20 protein-coding genes are annotated in these 18,885 nt (G+C 58.5%); 12 read left to right on the plus strand and 8 right to left on the minus strand.

The window, feature by feature from the left end:
- Positions 1 to 56 precede the first annotated feature (56 nt).
- The 3 genes from cbiB to AC13C8_RS11415 are packed head-to-tail and all read right to left on the minus strand — an operon-like array spanning position 57 to position 2,286.
- Positions 57 to 974: an adenosylcobinamide-phosphate synthase CbiB gene (gene cbiB / locus AC13C8_RS11405; protein WP_482847392.1), complete on the minus strand. Its 918-nt coding sequence runs from the start codon at positions 972 to 974 to the stop codon at positions 57 to 59.
- Positions 971 to 1,918, minus strand: a complete 948-nt coding sequence (locus tag AC13C8_RS11410; RefSeq protein WP_482847393.1) for a threonine-phosphate decarboxylase — start codon at positions 1,916 to 1,918, stop codon at positions 971 to 973. The genes cbiB and AC13C8_RS11410 overlap by 4 nt, the downstream gene beginning before the upstream one ends.
- A complete protein-coding gene (locus AC13C8_RS11415; protein ID WP_091427317.1) occupies positions 1,915 to 2,286 on the minus strand; it encodes a DUF1636 family protein in 372 nt (123 codons plus the stop codon). The genes AC13C8_RS11410 and AC13C8_RS11415 overlap by 4 nt, the downstream gene beginning before the upstream one ends.
- Positions 2,287 to 2,475: 189 nt before the next feature.
- On the opposite strand from AC13C8_RS11415, the gene AC13C8_RS11420 reads away from it, so the two are divergent.
- From AC13C8_RS11420 to AC13C8_RS11430, 3 genes are read left to right on the plus strand one after another with little or no spacing between them, the layout of a single operon-like run.
- Positions 2,476 to 2,844 carry a response regulator gene (locus AC13C8_RS11420; protein WP_091427319.1) on the plus strand — a complete coding sequence of 123 codons (369 nt, stop codon included), beginning with the start codon at positions 2,476 to 2,478 and terminating at the stop codon, positions 2,842 to 2,844.
- Positions 2,845 to 2,890: 46 nt separating this feature from the next.
- Entirely contained in the window at positions 2,891 to 3,532 is a 642-nt protein-coding gene (locus AC13C8_RS11425) for an HAD family hydrolase (protein WP_482847394.1), read from the plus strand.
- Positions 3,529 to 4,446: an ornithine cyclodeaminase family protein gene (locus AC13C8_RS11430; protein ID WP_482847395.1), complete on the plus strand. Its 918-nt coding sequence runs from the start codon at positions 3,529 to 3,531 to the stop codon at positions 4,444 to 4,446. Before AC13C8_RS11425 ends, AC13C8_RS11430 begins: the two co-directional genes overlap by 4 nt.
- A gap of 90 nt (positions 4,447 to 4,536) precedes the next feature.
- On the opposite strand, the gene rpsU is transcribed toward AC13C8_RS11430, so the two are convergent.
- Complete coding sequence (rpsU, locus tag AC13C8_RS11435) at positions 4,537 to 4,743, minus strand: 30S ribosomal protein S21 (RefSeq protein WP_091427324.1); 207 nt, start codon at positions 4,741 to 4,743, stop codon at positions 4,537 to 4,539.
- Between the two features lie 110 nt (positions 4,744 to 4,853).
- On the opposite strand from rpsU, the gene AC13C8_RS11440 reads away from it, so the two are divergent.
- Both AC13C8_RS11440 and AC13C8_RS11445 read left to right on the plus strand, forming a co-directional pair.
- Positions 4,854 to 5,558: a COQ9 family protein gene (locus AC13C8_RS11440; protein WP_482847396.1), complete on the plus strand. Its 705-nt coding sequence runs from the start codon at positions 4,854 to 4,856 to the stop codon at positions 5,556 to 5,558.
- Positions 5,551 to 6,531, plus strand: coding sequence for an NAD(P)H-quinone oxidoreductase (locus tag AC13C8_RS11445; protein WP_482847397.1), 981 nt, complete (start codon positions 5,551 to 5,553; stop codon positions 6,529 to 6,531). The genes AC13C8_RS11440 and AC13C8_RS11445 overlap by 8 nt, the downstream gene beginning before the upstream one ends.
- Positions 6,532 to 7,174: 643 nt before the next feature.
- Here the strand turns inward: AC13C8_RS11445 and AC13C8_RS11450 are convergent.
- Positions 7,175 to 7,816: a ribonuclease T2 family protein gene (locus tag AC13C8_RS11450; protein WP_482847398.1), complete on the minus strand. Its 642-nt coding sequence runs from the start codon at positions 7,814 to 7,816 to the stop codon at positions 7,175 to 7,177.
- A gap of 148 nt (positions 7,817 to 7,964) precedes the next feature.
- Here AC13C8_RS11450 and AC13C8_RS11455 point away from each other — a divergent pair, with 148 nt between their 5' ends.
- Both AC13C8_RS11455 and AC13C8_RS11460 read left to right on the plus strand, forming a co-directional pair.
- Entirely contained in the window at positions 7,965 to 8,711 is a 747-nt protein-coding gene (locus AC13C8_RS11455; RefSeq protein ID WP_091427334.1) for a DUF1013 domain-containing protein, read from the plus strand.
- A gap of 145 nt (positions 8,712 to 8,856) precedes the next feature.
- On the plus strand, positions 8,857 to 11,076 hold the full coding sequence (locus AC13C8_RS11460) for an ATP-binding protein (protein ID WP_482847400.1): 2,220 nt from the start codon (positions 8,857 to 8,859) through the stop codon (positions 11,074 to 11,076).
- Here AC13C8_RS11460 and yaaA read toward each other — a convergent pair.
- Genes yaaA through AC13C8_RS11475 form a run of 3 tightly spaced genes read right to left on the minus strand, consistent with a single transcriptional unit; the run spans position 11,073 to position 14,228 of the window.
- A complete protein-coding gene (yaaA, locus tag AC13C8_RS11465) occupies positions 11,073 to 11,834 on the minus strand; it encodes a peroxide stress protein YaaA (protein ID WP_482847401.1) in 762 nt (253 codons plus the stop codon). The two genes, AC13C8_RS11460 and yaaA, sit on opposite strands and share 4 nt — an antisense overlap.
- Before the next feature lies 1 nt (position 11,835).
- Positions 11,836 to 13,881, minus strand: coding sequence for a DNA helicase RecQ (gene recQ, locus AC13C8_RS11470; protein WP_482847403.1), 2,046 nt, complete (start codon positions 13,879 to 13,881; stop codon positions 11,836 to 11,838).
- Between the two features lie 59 nt (positions 13,882 to 13,940).
- Positions 13,941 to 14,228, minus strand: a complete 288-nt coding sequence (locus tag AC13C8_RS11475; RefSeq protein ID WP_091427340.1) for a YggT family protein — start codon at positions 14,226 to 14,228, stop codon at positions 13,941 to 13,943.
- 126 nt (positions 14,229 to 14,354) lie between these two features.
- On the opposite strand from AC13C8_RS11475, the gene AC13C8_RS11480 reads away from it, so the two are divergent.
- From AC13C8_RS11480 to AC13C8_RS11500, 5 genes are all read left to right on the plus strand, one after another.
- A complete protein-coding gene (locus AC13C8_RS11480; protein WP_482847405.1) occupies positions 14,355 to 14,885 on the plus strand; it encodes a thioesterase family protein in 531 nt (176 codons plus the stop codon).
- Between the two features lie 56 nt (positions 14,886 to 14,941).
- On the plus strand, positions 14,942 to 16,306 hold the full coding sequence (locus AC13C8_RS11485; RefSeq protein ID WP_091431865.1) for an MFS transporter: 1,365 nt from the start codon (positions 14,942 to 14,944) through the stop codon (positions 16,304 to 16,306).
- Positions 16,307 to 16,365: 59 nt separating this feature from the next.
- The gene (gene mepA, locus AC13C8_RS11490) at positions 16,366 to 17,211 is read left to right on the plus strand and encodes a penicillin-insensitive murein endopeptidase (RefSeq protein WP_482847868.1); all 846 of its coding nucleotides are present in this window, start codon (positions 16,366 to 16,368) and stop codon (positions 17,209 to 17,211) included.
- Entirely contained in the window at positions 17,184 to 18,131 is a 948-nt protein-coding gene (locus tag AC13C8_RS11495) for an esterase-like activity of phytase family protein (RefSeq protein ID WP_482847407.1), read from the plus strand. Before mepA ends, AC13C8_RS11495 begins: the two co-directional genes overlap by 28 nt.
- A gap of 72 nt (positions 18,132 to 18,203) precedes the next feature.
- Complete coding sequence (locus AC13C8_RS11500) at positions 18,204 to 18,824, plus strand: queuosine precursor transporter (protein ID WP_091427346.1); 621 nt, start codon at positions 18,204 to 18,206, stop codon at positions 18,822 to 18,824.
- Positions 18,825 to 18,885: the final 61 nt, after the last annotated feature.

Consider the following 18,885-nt stretch of genomic DNA (forward strand, 5'->3'; position numbering starts at 1 on the left):
CAACCTCGTATTGTGCAACCTCGTATTGAACTGAAGTGCACGTTACCTGACTGACACTAGGTGACAACCGCAACCAGGATCACAAAGCCGAGCATCACCAACCAGCCGGACCACAACAGGTCAACGGATTGGTCGATTTCCTTCGGGCCAATGTCACGCACGCCCTCTGCATTCACCCAAGGAAAGTCCCGCATTTCGCCTTCATACGAACGTGGGCCGGACAGCGCGACACCCAGCGTCGCGGCCATGGCGGCCTCGGGCCAACCGGCATTGGGCGAACGGTGCAAGGGCGCATCGCGGCGGATCACGCCCCACGCCTGCCATTGCCAACGGCTGACCATGAACAACACCGCTGTCATGCGCGCGGGCACCCAGTTCATCGCGTCATCCAGCCGGGCGGCGAACTTGCCGAACGCTTCGTGACGCGCGGTGCGATAGCCAATCATGCTGTCAGCCGTGTTTACGAGCTTGTAGACAAGGATCCCCGGCAGGCCTGCGATCAGAAACCAGAAGACTGGCGCAACAACGCCGTCCGAGAAGTTTTCGGCCGCGCTTTCGATGGCGCTTCGGGATACGGCGGGGCCATCCATCTCGGCGGTGTCGCGCCCGACGATCTGACTGACCGCGTCCCGCCCCTGTTCCACAGATTGCCGCAGCGCATCCGCCACCGCCTGAACATGCTGCGTCAGCGATTTCTGCGCCAGTAGGACTGCGACCACGATGACCTCTAGCACGCCACCGAAGGACACATCTTCAATGGCCCAACCGATCATCGCCGCAATCACACAGAACGCGAGCACCCCAAGCGCCCCGCTGGCCATAGGGTTGTCGCCTTTGTTGAATGTCTGATCCAGCCATTCGATCGCCTTCCCCATCAGCACGGCCGGGTGCGGCACGCGTTTCCACAACCACTCCGGTTCGCCAACCAGAGAGTCCAGAAGCAAGGCGAGGACAAGGATCAGGGCGCCGCTCATAACGCGCGTTCCAACTGTGCCCAGCCGGTTGCAGACGGCAGGCCAAGTCGGAGCCATCGGTCGGAATAAGGAAACACCCGCGACCAGATGTGTCCCTTGGCCAGACGTTGCTGCCAAGCGGCGGCGTCGCCGACATCATAAAGCCGGAAAAGTGTAGTCCCCCCGACCAGCGTCACCCCTTTACTCGTCATCAGCTCATCCAAGCGCGTCGCATCAGCGGCCAGCCGGGCGCGGGTCCGGTCCGCCCAGTGCCGATCTGCCAAAGCCCGCGTGCCAATAGTCAGCGCCGGACCAGAGATTTGCCACGGCCCGATGGATTCTCGCAATCGAGCGACAAGCGCAGGGTCGCCAATTGCAAAGCCAAGCCGCAACCCTGCCAAGCCCCAGAACTTGCCAAAACTTTTCAGGATCAGAACGCCGGGTTTAGTCGCGGAATTGATATGACTTGCGTCCGGTGTGACGTCGCAGAAACTTTCATCAATAACCGTCAGGGGTTGGTCAAAGATCGGCGTTGTCCACAGATGTCCGTCCGGGTTGTTCGGGTGCACAACCACGCGGGCGTCCGCGCTGCCGCTATCTTCGACAGACCACCCCTGGCCCCGAAAACTCGCCGCATGTTCGTTATAGGTCGGGCCCGGGATCACAACCCGGCTGGCCAGACGCAAGGACGGGATGCGCGCAATCAGGGCCGAGGCACCGGGCGCGGCCAGAATCGCGGCCCCCTCGGGCACCGACCAGAATCGGCGCGCGGCGCGCTCCAGTCGCTCAAACGCGGCTTCGTCCGGCAGGCTTTCCCACGCATAGGACGGCACGTCGCCCACCGGATAGGGCATGGGGTTGATCCCCGTGGACAGGTCCAGCCAATCCGTGCGCGCGCCACCATATTGGGCCATGGCGGCATCCAGTCCGCCGCCATGATCGCGTATCGGCCCGGTCTGGATCATTCGCCGTCAGGCAACGGCATGTGGCGTGTCACGAAATGCCCCTTCACCGCCTGCGGCCATTCGCGGTACGGCACCTGACCCGACGTGCTTTCCGCATGCGCCTTGGCATAGTCAACCACGCCCTGAGCCGCCTCGACCGTCGGATCGAACTTGCCCAGCGTATAAGACAGCTTGCCATCTGCCTGTATCGCCACGTTGCAGCTGTTGTCACATCCCATCAGGCACGACACGCGACGGGTTTTAACCACTGTGCCCGACGCGCGTTCTTCGATCAGGGCGGCCAAAACCTCGCCATCCGTCAGCGGGTTGCGTGCCGCATCCCAGTCTTCACGTTTGCATGTGTCACAGATTGTGATCCAGGTGGTCATTTCGCGCTCCCATGTTCTGTTGGGGTTTGAACCGGAAAATCATGCGAAACACAATGGTGGATGCGGCATCTGACACACACAACGCGGCATCCTTTTTTCCAGCGCGGCACTTTGTCCATTAACCTTTCCTGCGCGTTGTCATAGATATGCACGCTTGTTCATGCGATCCTGAAAGGCGGAGTGCATAAGATGCGGGTGTTGATTGTAGAAACCAACCCGGAACTGGCCAAACTTTGGGCCAGCCACTTGCTGCGGCAGGGGATTGAGGTTGAATGCGCACATGATCCTGACGGCGTCACCCACCTGCTGGATCACCAGAGTTTTGATGTGGTGGTCCTGAATGCAACGTTCGCCGGTGGGAACAGCATCGCGATTGCCGATTATGTGGCCTTTCGTCTGCCCACCGCGCGCGTCGTCTTTGTCACCGCAAGCACGTTTTTCTCGGACGGCTCGATTTTCAATCATATTACCAATGTCCACGCCTGTGTCTCGGCTGATATCCCGTCCGAGGATCTGGCCAATGTGATTGCCTTTCACGGTGCCGTTGACAACGGATAGGTGCAAAGCGGCTTGCGCCGCGATCTGGCTTCGCTAGGGTCTGGGCATGACCAAGGAAACTTCACCCCGCCACACCATCGGCGCCGTCGTCTTCGACATCGGAAACGTGTTGATCCGCTGGCAGCCCGAAGACCTTTACGACCAATGGATCGGGCGCGAGCGCCGACTGCAAATGTTTGAAAGTCTCGATCTGCACGCGATGAATGATCGGGTCGATCGGGGTGGAGTGTTTCAGCAGGTCATCTATGACTTCGCCGAGGCAAACCCGACCTATCGCACAGAAATTCGCTGGTGGCATGACCGCTGGCTTGAGATGGCTCAACCCGCCATCGACCTGTCGGTACAAACACTGCGGGCGTTGAAAGGACGGGGGCATCCGGTTTATGCACTTTCGAATTTCGGCCGTGAGCCATTCGTTCTGGCCGAGGAAAAGTTCGAGTTTCTGGCAGAGTTCGACCGCCGCTATCTTTCCGGGCATATGGGGGTCGCAAAACCCGATGCGCAGATCTATGAGATGGTCGAGGCTGACTGCGGCCATGATCCGCGCACGCTTTTGTTCGTCGATGACCGGGCAGAAAACATCGCCGTTGCCGCCAATCGCGGCTGGCAAACCCACCACTTTACCACTTCACGCAACTGGGCCGATCACCTGATCGCTTGCGGACTGATAGACAAGGATGACCTGTGACCCCTGCCATGATCCCCTTCGATGCCGAGACCCTTCTGGATTGGCGCGCACTAACCGATGCGATTTTGCAGGGTCACTTGCGGCCCAAAGCTGAAATTGGCGACACGTTCCTGTATCGCGGCGATGATACGATGCTCACCCGTTCGGCGTGGATCGACGGGCTTGGGATTGCAGTCAAGACCGCCAACATCATGCCCGGCAACCCGGCGCGGGGCGAACCGATGATCCATGGGGCAGTGAACCTCTATGACGATGTCACCGGGTTGCTGGATGCGATTGTCGATTTCCATTTGGTCACCAAATGGAAGACCGCCGGTGATAGTGTGCTGGGCGCGCGACTGCTGGCGCGGCCTGACAGTAGGGTGATCCTGATCGTTGGCGCGGGCACTGTGGGGCGCAACCTGCGTGACGCCTATGGCGCGCTGTTTCCCGACGCCCGTTTCCTGATCTGGAACCGCAGCCCCGACGGCGCACAGAAATTTGCGGATGAATGTGACAAGACCGACGCCGTGGCGGCGCTTGCGGACGGCGTGAAACGGGCCGACATCATTACCTCGGCGACCATGACCACCGATCCGCTGATCAAGGGCGATTGGTTACGACCGGGCCAGCATCTGGACCTGATCGGTGCCTATCGCCCGGACATGCGGGAAGCGGATGATGAAGCCCTAACCCGTGCGCGGCTGTTCATGGACAGTCGTGACACCGTTCTGGACCATATCGGAGAATTCAAAGACCCGCTGGCGCGCGGGGTGATCGCGCGCGATGATGTGGTGGGCGATCTTTACGATCACAAAGATGGTGTGTTCACCCGCCAGCCCGACGACATCACGCTTTATAAGAATGGTGGCGGCGCGCATCTGGATCTGATGACCAGCCGGTATATTCTGGAGGTTTGGCGCACGGCGCACTAACCCCAAAAACAAACCCCCGAAGCGGCTGCTGCGGGGGTCGTTTTTGGCAAGCGGTTGACAACCCGCCTGCCGAATACACTTGGGCGTGATTTACATCATGCCTTCGCGTTGCGCTTTTTTCCGAGCCAGCTTGCGCTGACGGCGAATCGCTTCAGCCTTCTCGCGCGCCTTCTTCTCGGAGGGCTTCTCGAAATGTTGCCGAAGCTTCATCTCGCGGAAGACACCTTCACGCTGAAGTTTCTTCTTCAGCGCACGAAGCGCCTGGTCTACGTTGTTATCGCGTACCGAAACCTGCATGTGGTTGTCACCACCTTTCTAAGTTAAAGTTTGCATCAGTTGCAGGAAGCGCCCATCTAGCAGCCCTTGCCGCTTTTGTCCAGTTCACCCTCATCCGCGAGGAACGCACTATGACCGACAAAGAAAAGATGCTTGAAGCCGCCATCGCCCATGTCCCCTTTGACGGCTGGAGCGATGCGACCCTGATCGCCGCCGCACAGGATTGCGATCTGACTGAAGCCGAAGCCCGCGCCATGTTTCCCCGTGGTGCCCTGGATCTTGCGCTGGCGTATCACCGCAAAGGCGACGCCGACATGGTGGCCCGGCTAAAGGCCGCAAATCTCGCTGACATGCGATTTCGCGACCGGATCGCGGCGGGTGTTCGGTATCGGCTTGAGGTCGCAGAGAAGGAACTGGTGCGCAAGGGAATGGCGTTTTTCGCCCTGCCGCAGAATGCCGGCGATGGGGCAGCCGCGCTATGGCACACCTGCGGGTTGATATGGGAGACATTGGGCGACAAATCGACCGATCTGAACTGGTACACCAAACGCGCCACGCTGTCGGCGGTCTATTCATCCGTCGTGCTGTTCTGGCTGGGCGACGACTCAGAGGGGAACGAAGCCACTTGGGCTTTCCTTGACCGCCGCATCGACGACGTGATGCAGATCGAGAAGATCAAAGGGCAAGCCCGCGACAGCGCACTTTACAAGGCATTCATGTCCGGACCGGGCAAGATATTGGACGCAATCAAAGCGCCCGGCGCACCCAATCCAAACTACCCCGGTCGCTGGCAACCGGAAGAGACTGGCGATAAGGCTGGGGGCAAGAATGACTGACACCATGCGCGCGATCGAGATCACGGAACCCGGCGGCCCTGAGGTTCTGCATCTTTCTGAACAGCCTATCCCAACAGCTGCCCCCGGCGAGATCCTTATCCGCGTGGCCTTTGCCGGGGTAAATCGCCCCGACGCGCTGCAACGTGCAGGCAGTTATGCCCCGCCCCCAACCGCCAGCCCCCTGCCCGGCCTTGAAGCCTCGGGCGAGGTTGTGGCTGTGGGCGACGGTGTGACCCAGTGGTCCGTCGGCGACAAGGTCTGCGCCCTTCTGCCCGGCGGCGGTTATGCCGAATACGTCACCACCCCCGCCGCCCACGCCCTGCGCGTGCCGGATGGGATGGGCATGAAAGAAGCCGCCTGCCTGCCCGAAACCTTCTTCACCGTCTGGTCCAACGTGTTCATGCGCGGCGGGTTGCAGGCGGGCGAACGGTTCCTTGTGCACGGCGGCAGTTCAGGCATCGGCACGACCGCGATCCAACTGGCCAACGCCTTTGGCGCGCGGGTGTTTACCACCGCAGGCTCGGACGAGAAATGCGCTGTCTGCCGCGATCTGGGGGCCGAACGCGCGATCAACTACAAGACCGAGGATTTCGTCGAGGTGATGAAGCCCGAGGGCGGCCCCAACCTGATCCTCGACATGGTGGGCGGCGACTATATCGCGCGTAACATCAAATGTTTGGCGATTGAGGGCCGCATGGTCCACATCGCGTTCCTGTCCGGCCCCAAGGCCGAGGTTAACTTCGCCATGATCATGGCCAAACGGCTGACTGTGACCGGATCAACCCTGCGCCCGCAATCCGATTTGGCCAAGGCACGTATCGCCAAGGAGTTGGCCGAGAAGGTCTGGCCGTTGCTGGATGCTGGCCGCGTCGCGCCTGTGATGGACCAGACCTTCCTGCTGGAAGACGCCGCCAAAGCCCACGCCCGGATGGAGACGAGCGCACATATCGGGAAGATTGTGTTGGAGGTTTGACTCAGAACGAGACCCCAAAATACGGAGGACATCTCCCCATTTGCAGATGACTTATTGTCCTTTCTTCTTTTGCGCCTATGCCTGCTTCCAAAGTAGCGATCAACAAGTAGTCATTTTGAAATATGCGGCGCTGAATTAGGTAACCTGATTATCCCGGCGCAACATCTTGCACCGGGATGAATTTATATATACCCGATTGGATGTATGTTTCAGCCAAGCAGGCTGACAACGTGGAGAACTAGCTTAAGGGCTGAAATCTTTTCAGCACGCGTAAAGCTACCCCACCACATGCGAAACTTCTGCATGTTGATTCCTTAGAATGCGTTATAGGGGGTGGGGTCTGAGCCCTTGCGTGGTGTGGGGTATGAGCCCATTCGGCGGCACGATAGCCTGATAAACAAATAATCATCGACGCAACTGCATTCAAGGCTCATTAAAAATTACTTCTCAACCAAGAGCAAACCACCTCATTTGGGCAACTACAAACACCAGGCAAAGGCAGTGCCATCTCTAGAGTTTTACACTCTTGCGCTTTGGTGATCATCCGCGCACATCACTTCTAATCGCCGTTACTCGAGACGACTTGTGACTAGTCCACGCGATCGAGACCATGTCGTTCTCAGTTTATAGGCTAGCAAATCCCCTACCGCACCGGGTCTAACAACCCCCTTTGCGCGCTACAATCCCGGCGCACGTCTCGGGCGCAGATGCGCGGTTCCAGGTCGCGGGTCAGGCACAAGCGCGCCTCCTGGATGCGGTCTGCGCGGCAGGTGATGGTCAGCATGTCGGGCTTCCAGTCGGGGTTGGCTTGCAGGAACGCTTCCTCGACGACAGATGCGGGCAGGCGGACGGGGGTGGTCAGTTTGCGCAAAACCTCGGGCCGGTTCACCATGTTGAACGCTCGTCGGGCAAGGGCATAATATTCCTCAGCCTCCAGCCCGGCGCAAGTTCCGTGCTTTTTCCACTGATACCAGGCCGCACCGCCCGCGCCGAAAATGTCAGCCTGTGCATTGGTCAGACTGCGCGACGGGGCGCGTGCGGATGTGCGGCAATAGCTTGGCCAACCTTCTTCATACTGTGGCCACAGCCCGTGCACGACCCAGCCCAGATCGCGGTCGGGGTCGCATTGTTCGGACCCGCGCGCATCGCCTTCAACGGCGCACCAGTTGGGCGACCAACTGAGCGACAAGACGTAATAATCAAAGTCGCCGGCCTGCTCACCATCCGCCCACAGCGCGAATGCCGAAACCAGCCAGAGAATACCGCCTGACAGCAACTTTCGCATTTTGCCTTCCCTCTTTCCCTCTTCCCCCTTATATAGGCCTCAAGTTCCCCGACAACGGAAACCGGCCTGATAAAGTCCACGCGACACAGGCAGCCCAGCCAGGGCGCGGGAAAGTTGTATCCGGGGTCAGTTTCTAAGGAGTGTTCAGATGAGCAAACTGATCATGGCAAAAGCCACCGCCGTTTGGCTGGTGGACAACACCACACTGAGCTTCAAGCAGATCGCCGATTTTTGTGGCCTGCACGAGCTGGAGGTTCAGGGCATTGCCGATGGCGATGTGGCGACCGGCGTCAAAGGGTTCGACCCGGTGGCAAACAACCAGCTTGACGCGGAAGAAATCGAGAAAGCCGAGAAGGACCCTCTGCACAAGCTGAAGCAGAAATTCTATGCGGCGGCGACCGGCGAAGAAAAGCGTCGCGGCCCGCGCTATACCCCGCTGTCCAAGCGTCAGGACCGTCCAAATTCGATCCTGTGGCTGGTCAAGTTCCACCCGGAACTGGCCGACAGCCAGATCTCGAAGCTGGTGGGCACCACCAAGCCGACCATTCAGTCGATTCGCGAGCGCACGCATTGGAACATCCAGAACATGGAGCCGATCGACCCGGTTGCATTGGGCTTGTGTAAGCAAAGCGAACTGGACCTTGCGGTTCAGAAGGCAGCTGCCAAGAAGGCCAAGGAAGGCGGCGTGATGTCGGATGACGAGCGTCGCAAGCTGGTTTCGACCGAGCAGAGCCTTGGGATGGACCCCGAGCCGAAAATGCCCAGCGCCATCGAAGGTCTTGAAACATTCACCCTCTCGGGTGCGCCGGATGACGATAAGGAAGAAGCCGTGCCCGATGCAGACAGCTTCTTCAATCTGCCGGACAATGATGACGACGACGACGACAAGGATTGATCCAGCCCCGGATTAACCCAAAGCCCCGGCCTTGTTGCCGGGGCTTTTTTGGTTGGGCACCTGTTTTCTGATCCGTCATTAAGACCCTGTTCACCCTGTTCCATGATGCTGTGTCTCATGGAAATGGTGACTCGGAGAACCGGGGATGAAGATCGAAGATATTCTCGCACAGGAACGGCGCGCCAGAATGGCCGCTGAACGACTTCTGGCGCAGAAACAGGCTGAACTGACCAACGCGAATCGCATTCTTTCACAACATGCGCTGAGCTTGTCGGACGAGATCATAGAAACACGCGTCGCCGTGGAAGAAATCAAGGGCGAGAACTCGCAAGTGCGCGCGGATCTTGAGAAGGCGAACGAAGAGGTGGTCATCGCCAAGCGACGGCTTTGGGATTCGCTGGAAACCATCGAGGATGGATTTGCCGTTTTTGACCAATCGGATCGGATGATTGCCGCCAACAGCGCCTATCTGGAACCATTTGACGGGCTAAGCTGTGTGGCCCCCGGCATTCCCTATACCGACATCCTGCACATTGCGACGGATGAAGGGATCGTCGACATTGGCGACATGCGGCCACTTGCCTGGCGCGACATGATGCTGGATCGCTGGCGCGCTCCGTCGCGCGATCCCGTTGTGCTGCGACTATGGGATGGCACTCATATCAAGCTGGTCGATCGACGCTCACGTGATGGCGACATGGTCAGCCTTGGCCTGAACATTACCGAGACAATCAAATACCAAGCCGAGTTGCGGGACGCGCGCCACCGGGCAGAGGCCGCAAATCGCGCCAAGTCAACGTTTCTTGCCAACATGAGCCACGAGATACGCACGCCAATGAACGGGGTTGTCTCGATGGCCGAGATCATGGCCGAAGGCGATCTGGACGATGAGCAGCGCCTGTACATTGATACGATCCGCCAATCGGGCGAAGCGCTACTGACCATCATCAACGACGTGCTTGATTACTCAAAGATCGAGGCCGCCAAACTTACGCTGCAACCCGAGGAATTCGATCTGGAACGCGTGATTTTGGATGTCGTGACACTGTTACAGCCTGCCGTGCAAGAAAAAGGCATCCGGCTGATCGTCGATTTCGACTTGTTCATGCCATCGAAATTCATCGGCGATGTGGTGCGGATACGTCAGATCCTGACCAACCTAATTGGCAATGCGGTCAAATTCACTGCGGAAGGGCACGTGTTGGTGCGCGCCATCGGGCTGCCGTTGAGCGACAGTGGTGAACAGCAGGTTCATGTCACCGTCGAAGATAGCGGTATTGGCATCCCGGAAGACATGCAGCGCCACATCTTCGGCGAATTCAATCAGGTTGACACGGAACGCAATCGCAAGTTCGAAGGAACGGGGCTTGGGCTGGCCATCACCTCTCAGCTGGTTGACCTGATGGGTGGCGAAATCTGGGTCGACAGCCAGGAAGGCGTCGGGTCATGTTTCGGGTTTCACATCGCGCTTCCGGTCAAGGAAACCACCGAACCGCCGCAACTGTCCGGCGATGCAGGCTGGGTGGTCATGGCGATGGAAGATCGTCTGAACCGAGCCATTCTGGAAAAAAGGTTCGAAGCGACAGGGTTGCGCACCAAACTATATGACCCGCTGAATCCGTCCAGTTCGACCGTGCAGGAGGCTGCGCTGATACTGGTCGATGAACAAAGCGCCAGAATTCACATGCAGGACGGGAAACCCTTCGTGCAGACGCTGCGCGCGCAAAACCCGACCGCGCCCATCATCTTTTTGACCGCACCCCAATCGATGACCGCAAAACAAAGCGATGACGTTGGCTGCGCCACGCGCGTTATGCAACTGCCCCTGACCCGCAGCGCGGTGTTCGAAATCATCAACCAGATCGGTGCCCCGCCCCCAGACCCCGTGCTTACAATAGCGGAAACGGGTGATGATGCGCCCTTGCTGCTGACCAATTCGGACCGATCCGACCTTCGGCGAATGCGCGTTCTTGCGGCCGAGGACAACAAGACCAACCAGTTGGTCTTTACAAAACTGTTGAAGGATCTGGATATCGACCTTCACTTTGTCAGCAACGGCATAGAAGCGGTTGAGGCGTTTCTAACATTGCAGCCCGACATCATCTTCATGGATATCTCGATGCCCGAGGTCGACGGAAAAGAGGCCACGCGACGCATTCGGATGTTGGAACGAGACCAGAGATTGCCCCGGACACGCATCGTCGCGTTGACGGCGCACGCTTTGACCGGGGATGACCGCGACATCCTTGCGCATGGGTTGGATCAGCATTTGACAAAGCCGCTCAAGAAACCCGAAATTCTGCATGAAATCCTGACACACTGCCCGGACGAGGCACGATGCCCCCTGCCGGGAAGCTGCTGCTAGCTTTCGTCGCGCAGGAAAATCAAGTCGTCACCCTCGCTCATGTCGGGCTGAAACGTATATCCGCCCAGATCAAAGTGTTTCAGGGTTTCAGGGTCGCGGACGCGGTTCTGCATAATGAACCGCGCCATCGCACCGCGTGCTTTCTTGGCGAAGAAGCTGACCACTTTGGGACCGCCCGGTTTCATCTCCAGAAACTGCGGTGTGATCACGCGCAGGTCGAGCGCGTCCCGATCCACCGCCGAAAAATATTCAACCGAGGCGCAGTTCACAAGGATATCGCTGGAGGTGCTGTCCGCCCGTTGGTTCAGCTCTTTCGCGATGTCATCTGCCCAAAACTCATAGAGGTTTTTGCCTTTCTGGTTCTTCATCCGCGTGCTCATCTCAAGACGATGCGGCGCGATCTGATCCCGTGGTCGCAGCAGGCCATACAATCCCGAAAGTATACACAGATGTTCCTGCGCGTATCGCAGTTCATCTTCTTCCAGACTGCCAGCGTCCAATCCGGCATAGGTGTCGCCCGCAAACATCTCGATCGCTGGTTTTTCACCCGCACCACCACCAAAGGCGGCGAACCGTTCGACATTCAACGCACCCAGCGCGGGCGAGATGTGCATCAGGCGTTCCAGATCTTTGCCCGACAGCTTCCGCGCTGCCTTGGCAAGAGTTTCTGCCTGTTCCTGAAAGACAGGGCGCGTCCCGCCTGTCATCCTTGCAGGTTTTTCGTCCAGCCGCTTGGCTGGTGACACGACAACCAACATGTCATTCCCCTTCTGTCAGCATGTCGATGAAAGCAGCTCCAAATCGCTCAGCCTTCTGATCACCCATCCCAGAGATGCGGCTCAGTTCGCCGATTGTCATCGGCTTGCGTTCGGCAATCTGGCGCAAAGTGGTCGCTGTCACACTCAAGTGCTTTCCGGTGCCATCCTCGCCCCGTGCCAGGTCGATCGCAACCGCATGCAACCGGTCAAACAGCCCCGCCGCCGCACGCCCGGCCAGCTTGCGCCTGTGCGGATGAAGCTCTGGTGTGTCTCCATTGATAACTTCAAGAAACGCCTGGCCATAACTTTCCAGCTTCTTCACCCCAACGCCACCAATCCGGGCCATATCGTCCAGATCAGAGGGCCGCTTTTCAGCCATTTCGATCAGGGTTTTATCATTGAAAACAACATAGGCCGGTACGCGGGCGGTTTCGGCCAAAGCGCGACGTTTTGCTTTCAATGCGGACAAAAGCGGCGCATCCTCTTCGGCGACCATCATCTTGGCTGTCGGTCGCCGCGTGCCGGTTTTCAACGTGTCGCGGCGCAGTTCGACCTGCGCCTCGCCGCGCAACACGGGATGCGCCTTTTCGGTAATGCGCAATGCACCGTGCCGTTCAGGGTCGGGGCGCACCAGATCAAGCCCCAGCATCTGCCGGAAGACCGCCTGCCACATGCGTTTGTCGTGATCCTTGCCAACCCCGAATGTCGGCAACTGGTCATGGCAACGGTCTCGGATACGGTCGGTCATGGTGCCGCGCAAGAGGTCGATCAGATGACCGGATCCGAAACACTCGCCCGTCCGCAAGATCGCCGACAGTGCCTTCATCACGTCGACCGTCCCGTCAAACAGGTCAGGCGGTGCGGTGCAGAGATCGCAATTGCCGCAAGCGGGCGTGTCTTCTCCGAAATAGGTCAGAAGTTGTTGACGACGGCAGCCATGAGCTTCGGCCAGACCCAAGAGGGCGTTCAGGCGGCCATGATCCGCGGAACGACGTTCAGATGGGGCCAGTCCTTCGTCGATTTGCGAGCGCCTCAGCCGGATATCATCAGCCCCAAACAGGGTCAGCGTGTCGGCGGGCGCTCCGTCGCGGCCAGCCCGGCCAATCTCCTGATAATAGGACTCGATGGACTTGGGCAGGTCGGAATGGGCGACCCAAAGAATGTCGGGTTTATCGACGCCCATGCCGAAGGCTACGGTGGCGACGACGATCAACCCGTCTTCTTGCTGAAACTGGCGTTCGACCTCGCGTCGGTCTTCGGCATCCATTCCACCGTGGTAATGGACCGCCGGATGACCTGCATCGCGCAGCGCCTTGGCCAGCGTTTCGGTGCGCGCGCGGGTGGCGGAATAGACGATGCCGGACTGCCCTTTGCGGGCCGCCGCGAAGCTCAGGATCTGATTGCGGGGGCTGTCCTTGGCGGCGAAGGCCAGATGGATGTTCGGGCGGTCGAACCCGTGCAGAAACGTGCGCGGAGGCGCGCCGTCGAAAAGTTTCTGAATAATCTCGGCGCGGGTTTCTTCGTCTGCCGTGGCCGTGAAGGCGGCCAATGGCACATCGAGGGCGCGGCGCAGCTCTCCGATCCTCAGATAGTCCGGGCGAAAATCGTGTCCCCATTGGCTGACGCAATGCGCCTCGTCCACCGCGATCATGGTCACGCCTGCGTTGCGCAACAGGTTCAAGGTGCCCCCCGACGCCAGCCGTTCAGGCGCCATATAGAGCAGCTTCAACTCATCCCTTGATATGGCGTCGAACACCGCATCGGTCTCGTCCTGCGTGTTACCCGAGGTCAGCGCGCCTGCGTTCACCCCGGCCGCCTGAAGCCCGCGCACCTGATCGCGCATCAGGGCAATCAGCGGGGAAATCACCACCGTCACACCATCACGGATCAGGGCAGGCAGTTGAAAACACAGCGACTTTCCGCCACCCGTTGGCATGATCGCCAAGGTGTTTTCACCACGCGACACGGCTTCGACTATTTCGGCCTGTCCGGGGCGAAATTCATCGAAGCCAAAAACGGATTTCAAAAGGTCCAGATCGCGGGGCATGTGTGCTGCTCGTTATTTTGAGGGCACATTCCCACGCGCGACCGCTCGGAACAAGGGGCTTAGTAGAAGGCGGACGCGTTGTTGATCAGAATGATCCGGACCGCATAAAGCGCGATAAGAGCAACCAGCGGCGCGAAGTCCAACCCACCCATTTGCGGCAGAAAGGCGCGAATGCGCGAATAGACGGGTTCCAGCAACCGGTTCAGCCCATACCAGACTTGCGCCACGATATGTTGCCGCAAGTTCAGCACCTGAAAATTAATCAACCACGACATCACGATATGCGCGATCAGGATGAACCAGGCGATATCCACGATCAGCATCAGGATTTGAAACAGCGACTGCATAGGGGCTCCTTTCGGGTTGTCCGTTTCATCTAGGGAAGGTTGCCCGGCAGGGCAAGGGTGACGCGCGGTTCCGGTTGACGTTTCCACGGGCCGAAGGCAGGTCGAACACAACCTGAAGGAGCCGCCATGTATCCGTTCATCCGCATGTTCAAAGAGTTGATCATAAACGCACGGGCCAAGCCCCTGCCGATCACCGGCACCCATGTCAGCCATCATATGTGCTGGCCGTGGGACATCGACCTGTGGCGCGAGTTGAACAATGGACGCACCCTGACACTTTATGATCTTGGACGCATTCCGCTGGCCGGACGCACGGGGCTTTCCCGGATGCTGATCAAGAACCGCTGGGGTCTGACAATGGCAGGTGCCTCGGTTCGGTATCGCGAGCGAGTGCGCACCTTCGTTCGGATCGAGATGCGCAGCCGCTTGGTGGGCTGGGACGACCGGTTCATCTATGTCGAACAAGGCATGTGGCTGGGCGGCGAGTGTGCGAACCAGATCGTCTATCGTTCCGCAGTCACCGATCGCAACGGCATCGTGCCCACCGCCCGCGTGGTCGAAGCGTTGGGATATGATGATCCGCCACCAGTGTTGCCTCAATGGGTGCAGGCTTGGATCCACGCCGACGCGCAGCGCCCCTGGCCGCCCGAAGCATGACACCCCTTGCCCGCGCGCTGGTTTCGCTGTTTGATCATCGGAAACAGGGAGCAGGCATGGCAGAGATCTCGACGCGCAAGCGCATATGGGGCTGGTTTTGGTTCGATTGGGCCAGTCAACCCTATCACACTCTGCTTCTGACCTTCATTTTCGGCCCGTTCTTCGCCGCCATCGCGACAGAGCATTTCATGGCGCAAGGGCTGGTGGAGCAAGCCGCCGATGCGAAAGCGCAAAGCATCTGGTCCTGGGGGCTGGCTGCCGCCGGTCTGATCGTTGGATTTGGCGCGCCGATCATGGGGGCACTTGCCGATACCGCCGGGCGGGTGCGTCCGTGGGTTGCGGTCTTCAGCCTTCTTTATGTCATTGGCGCAGGCTCGTTGTGGTGGACACAGCCGGATGGGTCAAACTTGTGGGTGATGATGCTGATGTTTGCCGTCGGCTTCATCGGGGCAGAGTTCGCACTGGTTTTCACCAATTCACAACTGCCCAGCCTTGCCGATCAGGATCAGGTGGGCGAAATCTCGGGCTCGGGCTTCGCCTTCGGTTATATCGGTGGTCTGGTGGCGCTGGCGATCATGCTGACACTGTTCGTCGAACAGCCCAACGGAAAAACCCTGATCGGACTTGCCCCCGGACTGGGCCTGCTGGACGCCGAGGCACGCGAAGGCACACGGATCGTTGGACCCTTCGTCGCGGTATGGTTCATGCTCTTCATGATCCCCTATGCACTGTGGGTGAAGGACCTTCCCGGACCCGCTGCAAAATACAGTTTTTCAGGTGCATTTGCCATTCTGGGCCGAACCATCCGCGGCCTGAAAAACAAGAGAAGCCTTGCAGCCTATCTGGGCAGTTCGATGTTTTATCGCGATGCGTTGAATGGCCTGTACGGGTTTGGCGGGGTCTATGCGAGCCTTGTTCTGAACTGGTCAATCGTCCTGATTGGGGTCTTTGGCATCATATCGGGTCTTGCCGCGGCGGGGTTTAGTTGGCTGGGGGGGCGTGTTGACCGAAAGCGCGGACCGAAGCCAGTCATCATCGGATCTATCCTCGTTCTGATGGCGGTCTGCTTTCTGATCGTGAATATGACGCGCGAGGCGATATTCGGCATCGCACTGCCTGAAGGATCGAATATCCCGGACATCCTTTTCTTTGGCTGCGGCATGTTGATCGGTGGCATGGGCGGCACGTTGCAATCGGCCAGTCGGTCGATGATGGTGCGCCATGTTGACCCGGAAGCCCCCACTGAAAGTTTTGGGCTTTATGGTCTGTCAGGTCGGGCCACGGCGTTCATGGCGCCCGCCCTGATTGCATGGTTCACGACGATGACAGGCAGCGCACGGCTCGGCGTATCTCCGCTGATCGGGTTGTTTGCATTAGGGCTTTTGCTTTTGATCTGGGTTAAACCTGAAGGTGAGCAGTGAGAGGCAGCAAGGCTATGGTTGTGAATTTCATTCGTGGTTCGGTTTTGATCGGCGCCCTGATGTTTGCTGGCGCAACGCTGGCCCCAACCAAATCCACGGCCGAAACCGCCGCAAAACAGCTGTTTGGTGCGAAACGTGCGGGATCTGCGCAGAAATCCGCGCCTTTTGGGTCTTATGCAAAAGGGTGTTTGGCCGGGGGCGAGCAGCTTTCGCAAACCGGTCCCACATGGCAGGCTATGCGTCTGTCACGCAATCGAAACTGGGGACATCCAGAGCTGATTGATTTCATCAAAGATTTGTCTCGCAAAGCCGCAAGGCAACCCGGTTGGAACGGCCTCTATATCGGTGATATGAGCCAACCGCGCGGCGGACCGATGTTGACTGGACACCGATCCCACCAGATCGGGTTGGACGCCGATATCTGGATGCTTCCGGCGAAAAGACTGAACCTGTCGGCAAATCAGCGCGAAAGTATCTCGTCCATATCGATGCGGCGGGCAAAGGGGGCGTTTGTCAATGACTCCTGGACCCGGGCCCATCACGAAATCCTGAAAGCCGCTGCAAAAGACAAGCGCGTGGCGCGGATTTTTGTTTTTCCCGGCGCGAAAGTTCAAATGTGTAAGGACGAAAAAGGCAACCGCGACTGGCTAAGGAAAATCCGGCCCTGGTATGGGCATCACTATCATTTCCATGTCCGTCTGAAATGCCCGAAGGGAATGCGCGGCTGTGTCGATCAGGCACCACCGCCCCCTGGCGACGGCTGCCAGGATGCGGTGAACTGGGTCAATGATATCCTGAATCCCAAACCTGCCCCGCCCACTCCTCCAAAACCAAGCAAGCCACGTGGCCCGCTGACGCTTGCTGACCTGCCAAATCAATGTCGCTCCGTCTTGTCGTCGCGTTAGGGGCGCTGGCAACGCTTGTTGGTTTCTATACCGTTGATCTTGGTGCGCAGACGGTGTCCGAGGCCAAGCTGCTGTCGACAACGCGCTGGTATGGCGGAGACGATGCAGTGTTTGGTGGCTTTTCAGCTCTTGAAGTCAGCGAAGATGGAAAAACCTTTGTCGCACTGACTGATCGCGGTCACATCACGCAAGGTCAATTCGTGCGCAAAGACGGCAAGATCAAAAAGGTCGCACATGGCCCGTTGAAGAAACTGACATCGCCGCGCGGCGACCCGCTCAGCGGTATCTGGACAGACAGCGAAGGCTTGGCCATTGCACCTGATGGCACGATCTATGTCAGCTTCGAAATTCGTCACCGCATCGTGCGGTACAAGCCCGGACAAACGAAAGGCGTTGACCTGCCGAACAATCCAGCCGCCAAAAGAATGTCGGCCAACGCGGCACTGGAAGCGCTTGCCGTGCAACCGGATGGCACCATCCTTGTGATCCCTGAAGGGAATGGTGCTCAGAAAACACCGCATCCCGTCTATCGCCTGCGCCCGGGTGCGACGGAATGGGAAAAGCCCTACGCCATTCCACGCTATCGGCCTTATGTGCCGGTTGGGGCAGATGTTGGGCCGGATGGGCGGCTCTATCTGCTGGAGCGGCATCTGAGCAGCATCTTTGGCTTCACCAGCCGCGTTCGCCGGTTCGACATGACCGACGAACGTCTGACCAACGAAACCATATTGCTGCAAACCGAAGTTGGCGAGTTTGATAACCTTGAGGGGTTGGCGGTCTGGCAGGATCAGGACGGGCTGATCCGATTGACCATGGTGTCAGACGACAATTTCAAGTTCTTTCAGGTCACGGAGATTGTCGAATATGTCGTTCCCCAAGGCGCCGGTGTGAAAACAGAACACTTGATCAAAAACCAATGAGCCGTTAAACGCAGCCCGTTCCCGCCAATTGGGAACCAAGTCTCCGCAACCTTGCTAAAACGGACCAACAACATGACACGTATCCTTCCTGGCGTGATCGCCATGGCCGCCATCGTGGTGGCGTCAAACATCCTGGTGCAGCATCTGTTCGGCCAATGGCTGACATGGGGTGCTTTCACATATCCTTTTGCCTTTCTTGTCACGGACGTGATGAACCGCGTCTATGGCCCGTCGGCTGCGCGCAAGGTTGTCTTTGCTGGCTTCGTCACCGGTGTGATTTGCAGCTTTATCGGCACCCAGATCATTGGTGAGTTTGGACCGCTTGTGACTTTGCGCATTGCGATCGCCTCTGGCCTTGCCTTCCTGACGGCACAGCTTCTGGACGTTGCTATCTTTGATCGATTGCGGGGCGGCAAATGGTGGCGCGCACCTGTGGCCAGCACCATCATCGGTGGCACGGTGGACACCGCGATCTTCTTCACCATCGCCTTCTCTGCCAGTCTTGCGTTCCTTGAAATCGGCAATGATGTTGGCTGGGCGAACGAGGTTCTGCCAATGCTTGGCAGTGGTCCGAACGCCCCGCTTTGGATATCTCTCGCGGTGGCCGATTGGCTGGTAAAAATGGCGATTGCATTTGTCGCACTGGTTCCATTTCGCCTCATTGTCACGAAACTTTCACCAAATCCTGCGTGAAAAGTTTTGACAAACGCAAAATCTGTGGCAACCTCCTAGATATAGAAACAACGAGAAAGGA

This window comes from Aliiroseovarius sp. B-4 (assembly GCF_056857795.1).

Coding starts and splice junctions, on each gene's coding strand:
- AC13C8_RS11455 (WP_091427334.1), top strand. CDS start 7,965: ATGAGCAAACTGATCATGGCAAAAGCCACCGCCGTTTGGCTGGTGGAC.
- AC13C8_RS11420 (WP_091427319.1), top strand. CDS start 2,476: ATGCGGGTGTTGATTGTAGAAACCAACCCGGAACTGGCCAAACTTTGG.
- AC13C8_RS11425 (WP_482847394.1), top strand. CDS start 2,891: ATGACCAAGGAAACTTCACCCCGCCACACCATCGGCGCCGTCGTCTTC.
- AC13C8_RS11475 (WP_091427340.1), bottom strand. CDS start 14,228: ATGCAGTCGCTGTTTCAAATCCTGATGCTGATCGTGGATATCGCCTGG.
- rpsU (WP_091427324.1), bottom strand. CDS start 4,743: ATGCAGGTTTCGGTACGCGATAACAACGTAGACCAGGCGCTTCGTGCG.
- recQ (WP_482847403.1), bottom strand. CDS start 13,881: ATGCCCCGCGATCTGGACCTTTTGAAATCCGTTTTTGGCTTCGATGAA.
- mepA (WP_482847868.1), top strand. CDS start 16,366: ATGTTTGCTGGCGCAACGCTGGCCCCAACCAAATCCACGGCCGAAACC.
- yaaA (WP_482847401.1), bottom strand. CDS start 11,834: ATGTTGGTTGTCGTGTCACCAGCCAAGCGGCTGGACGAAAAACCTGCA.
- AC13C8_RS11460 (WP_482847400.1), top strand. CDS start 8,857: ATGAAGATCGAAGATATTCTCGCACAGGAACGGCGCGCCAGAATGGCC.
- AC13C8_RS11495 (WP_482847407.1), top strand. CDS start 17,184: ATGTCGCTCCGTCTTGTCGTCGCGTTAGGGGCGCTGGCAACGCTTGTT.
- AC13C8_RS11450 (WP_482847398.1), bottom strand. CDS start 7,816: ATGCGAAAGTTGCTGTCAGGCGGTATTCTCTGGCTGGTTTCGGCATTC.
- AC13C8_RS11415 (WP_091427317.1), bottom strand. CDS start 2,286: ATGACCACCTGGATCACAATCTGTGACACATGCAAACGTGAAGACTGG.
- AC13C8_RS11445 (WP_482847397.1), top strand. CDS start 5,551: ATGACTGACACCATGCGCGCGATCGAGATCACGGAACCCGGCGGCCCT.
- AC13C8_RS11410 (WP_482847393.1), bottom strand. CDS start 1,918: ATGATCCAGACCGGGCCGATACGCGATCATGGCGGCGGACTGGATGCC.
- AC13C8_RS11440 (WP_482847396.1), top strand. CDS start 4,854: ATGACCGACAAAGAAAAGATGCTTGAAGCCGCCATCGCCCATGTCCCC.
- AC13C8_RS11485 (WP_091431865.1), top strand. CDS start 14,942: ATGGCAGAGATCTCGACGCGCAAGCGCATATGGGGCTGGTTTTGGTTC.
- cbiB (WP_482847392.1), bottom strand. CDS start 974: ATGAGCGGCGCCCTGATCCTTGTCCTCGCCTTGCTTCTGGACTCTCTG.
- AC13C8_RS11480 (WP_482847405.1), top strand. CDS start 14,355: ATGTATCCGTTCATCCGCATGTTCAAAGAGTTGATCATAAACGCACGG.
- AC13C8_RS11500 (WP_091427346.1), top strand. CDS start 18,204: ATGACACGTATCCTTCCTGGCGTGATCGCCATGGCCGCCATCGTGGTG.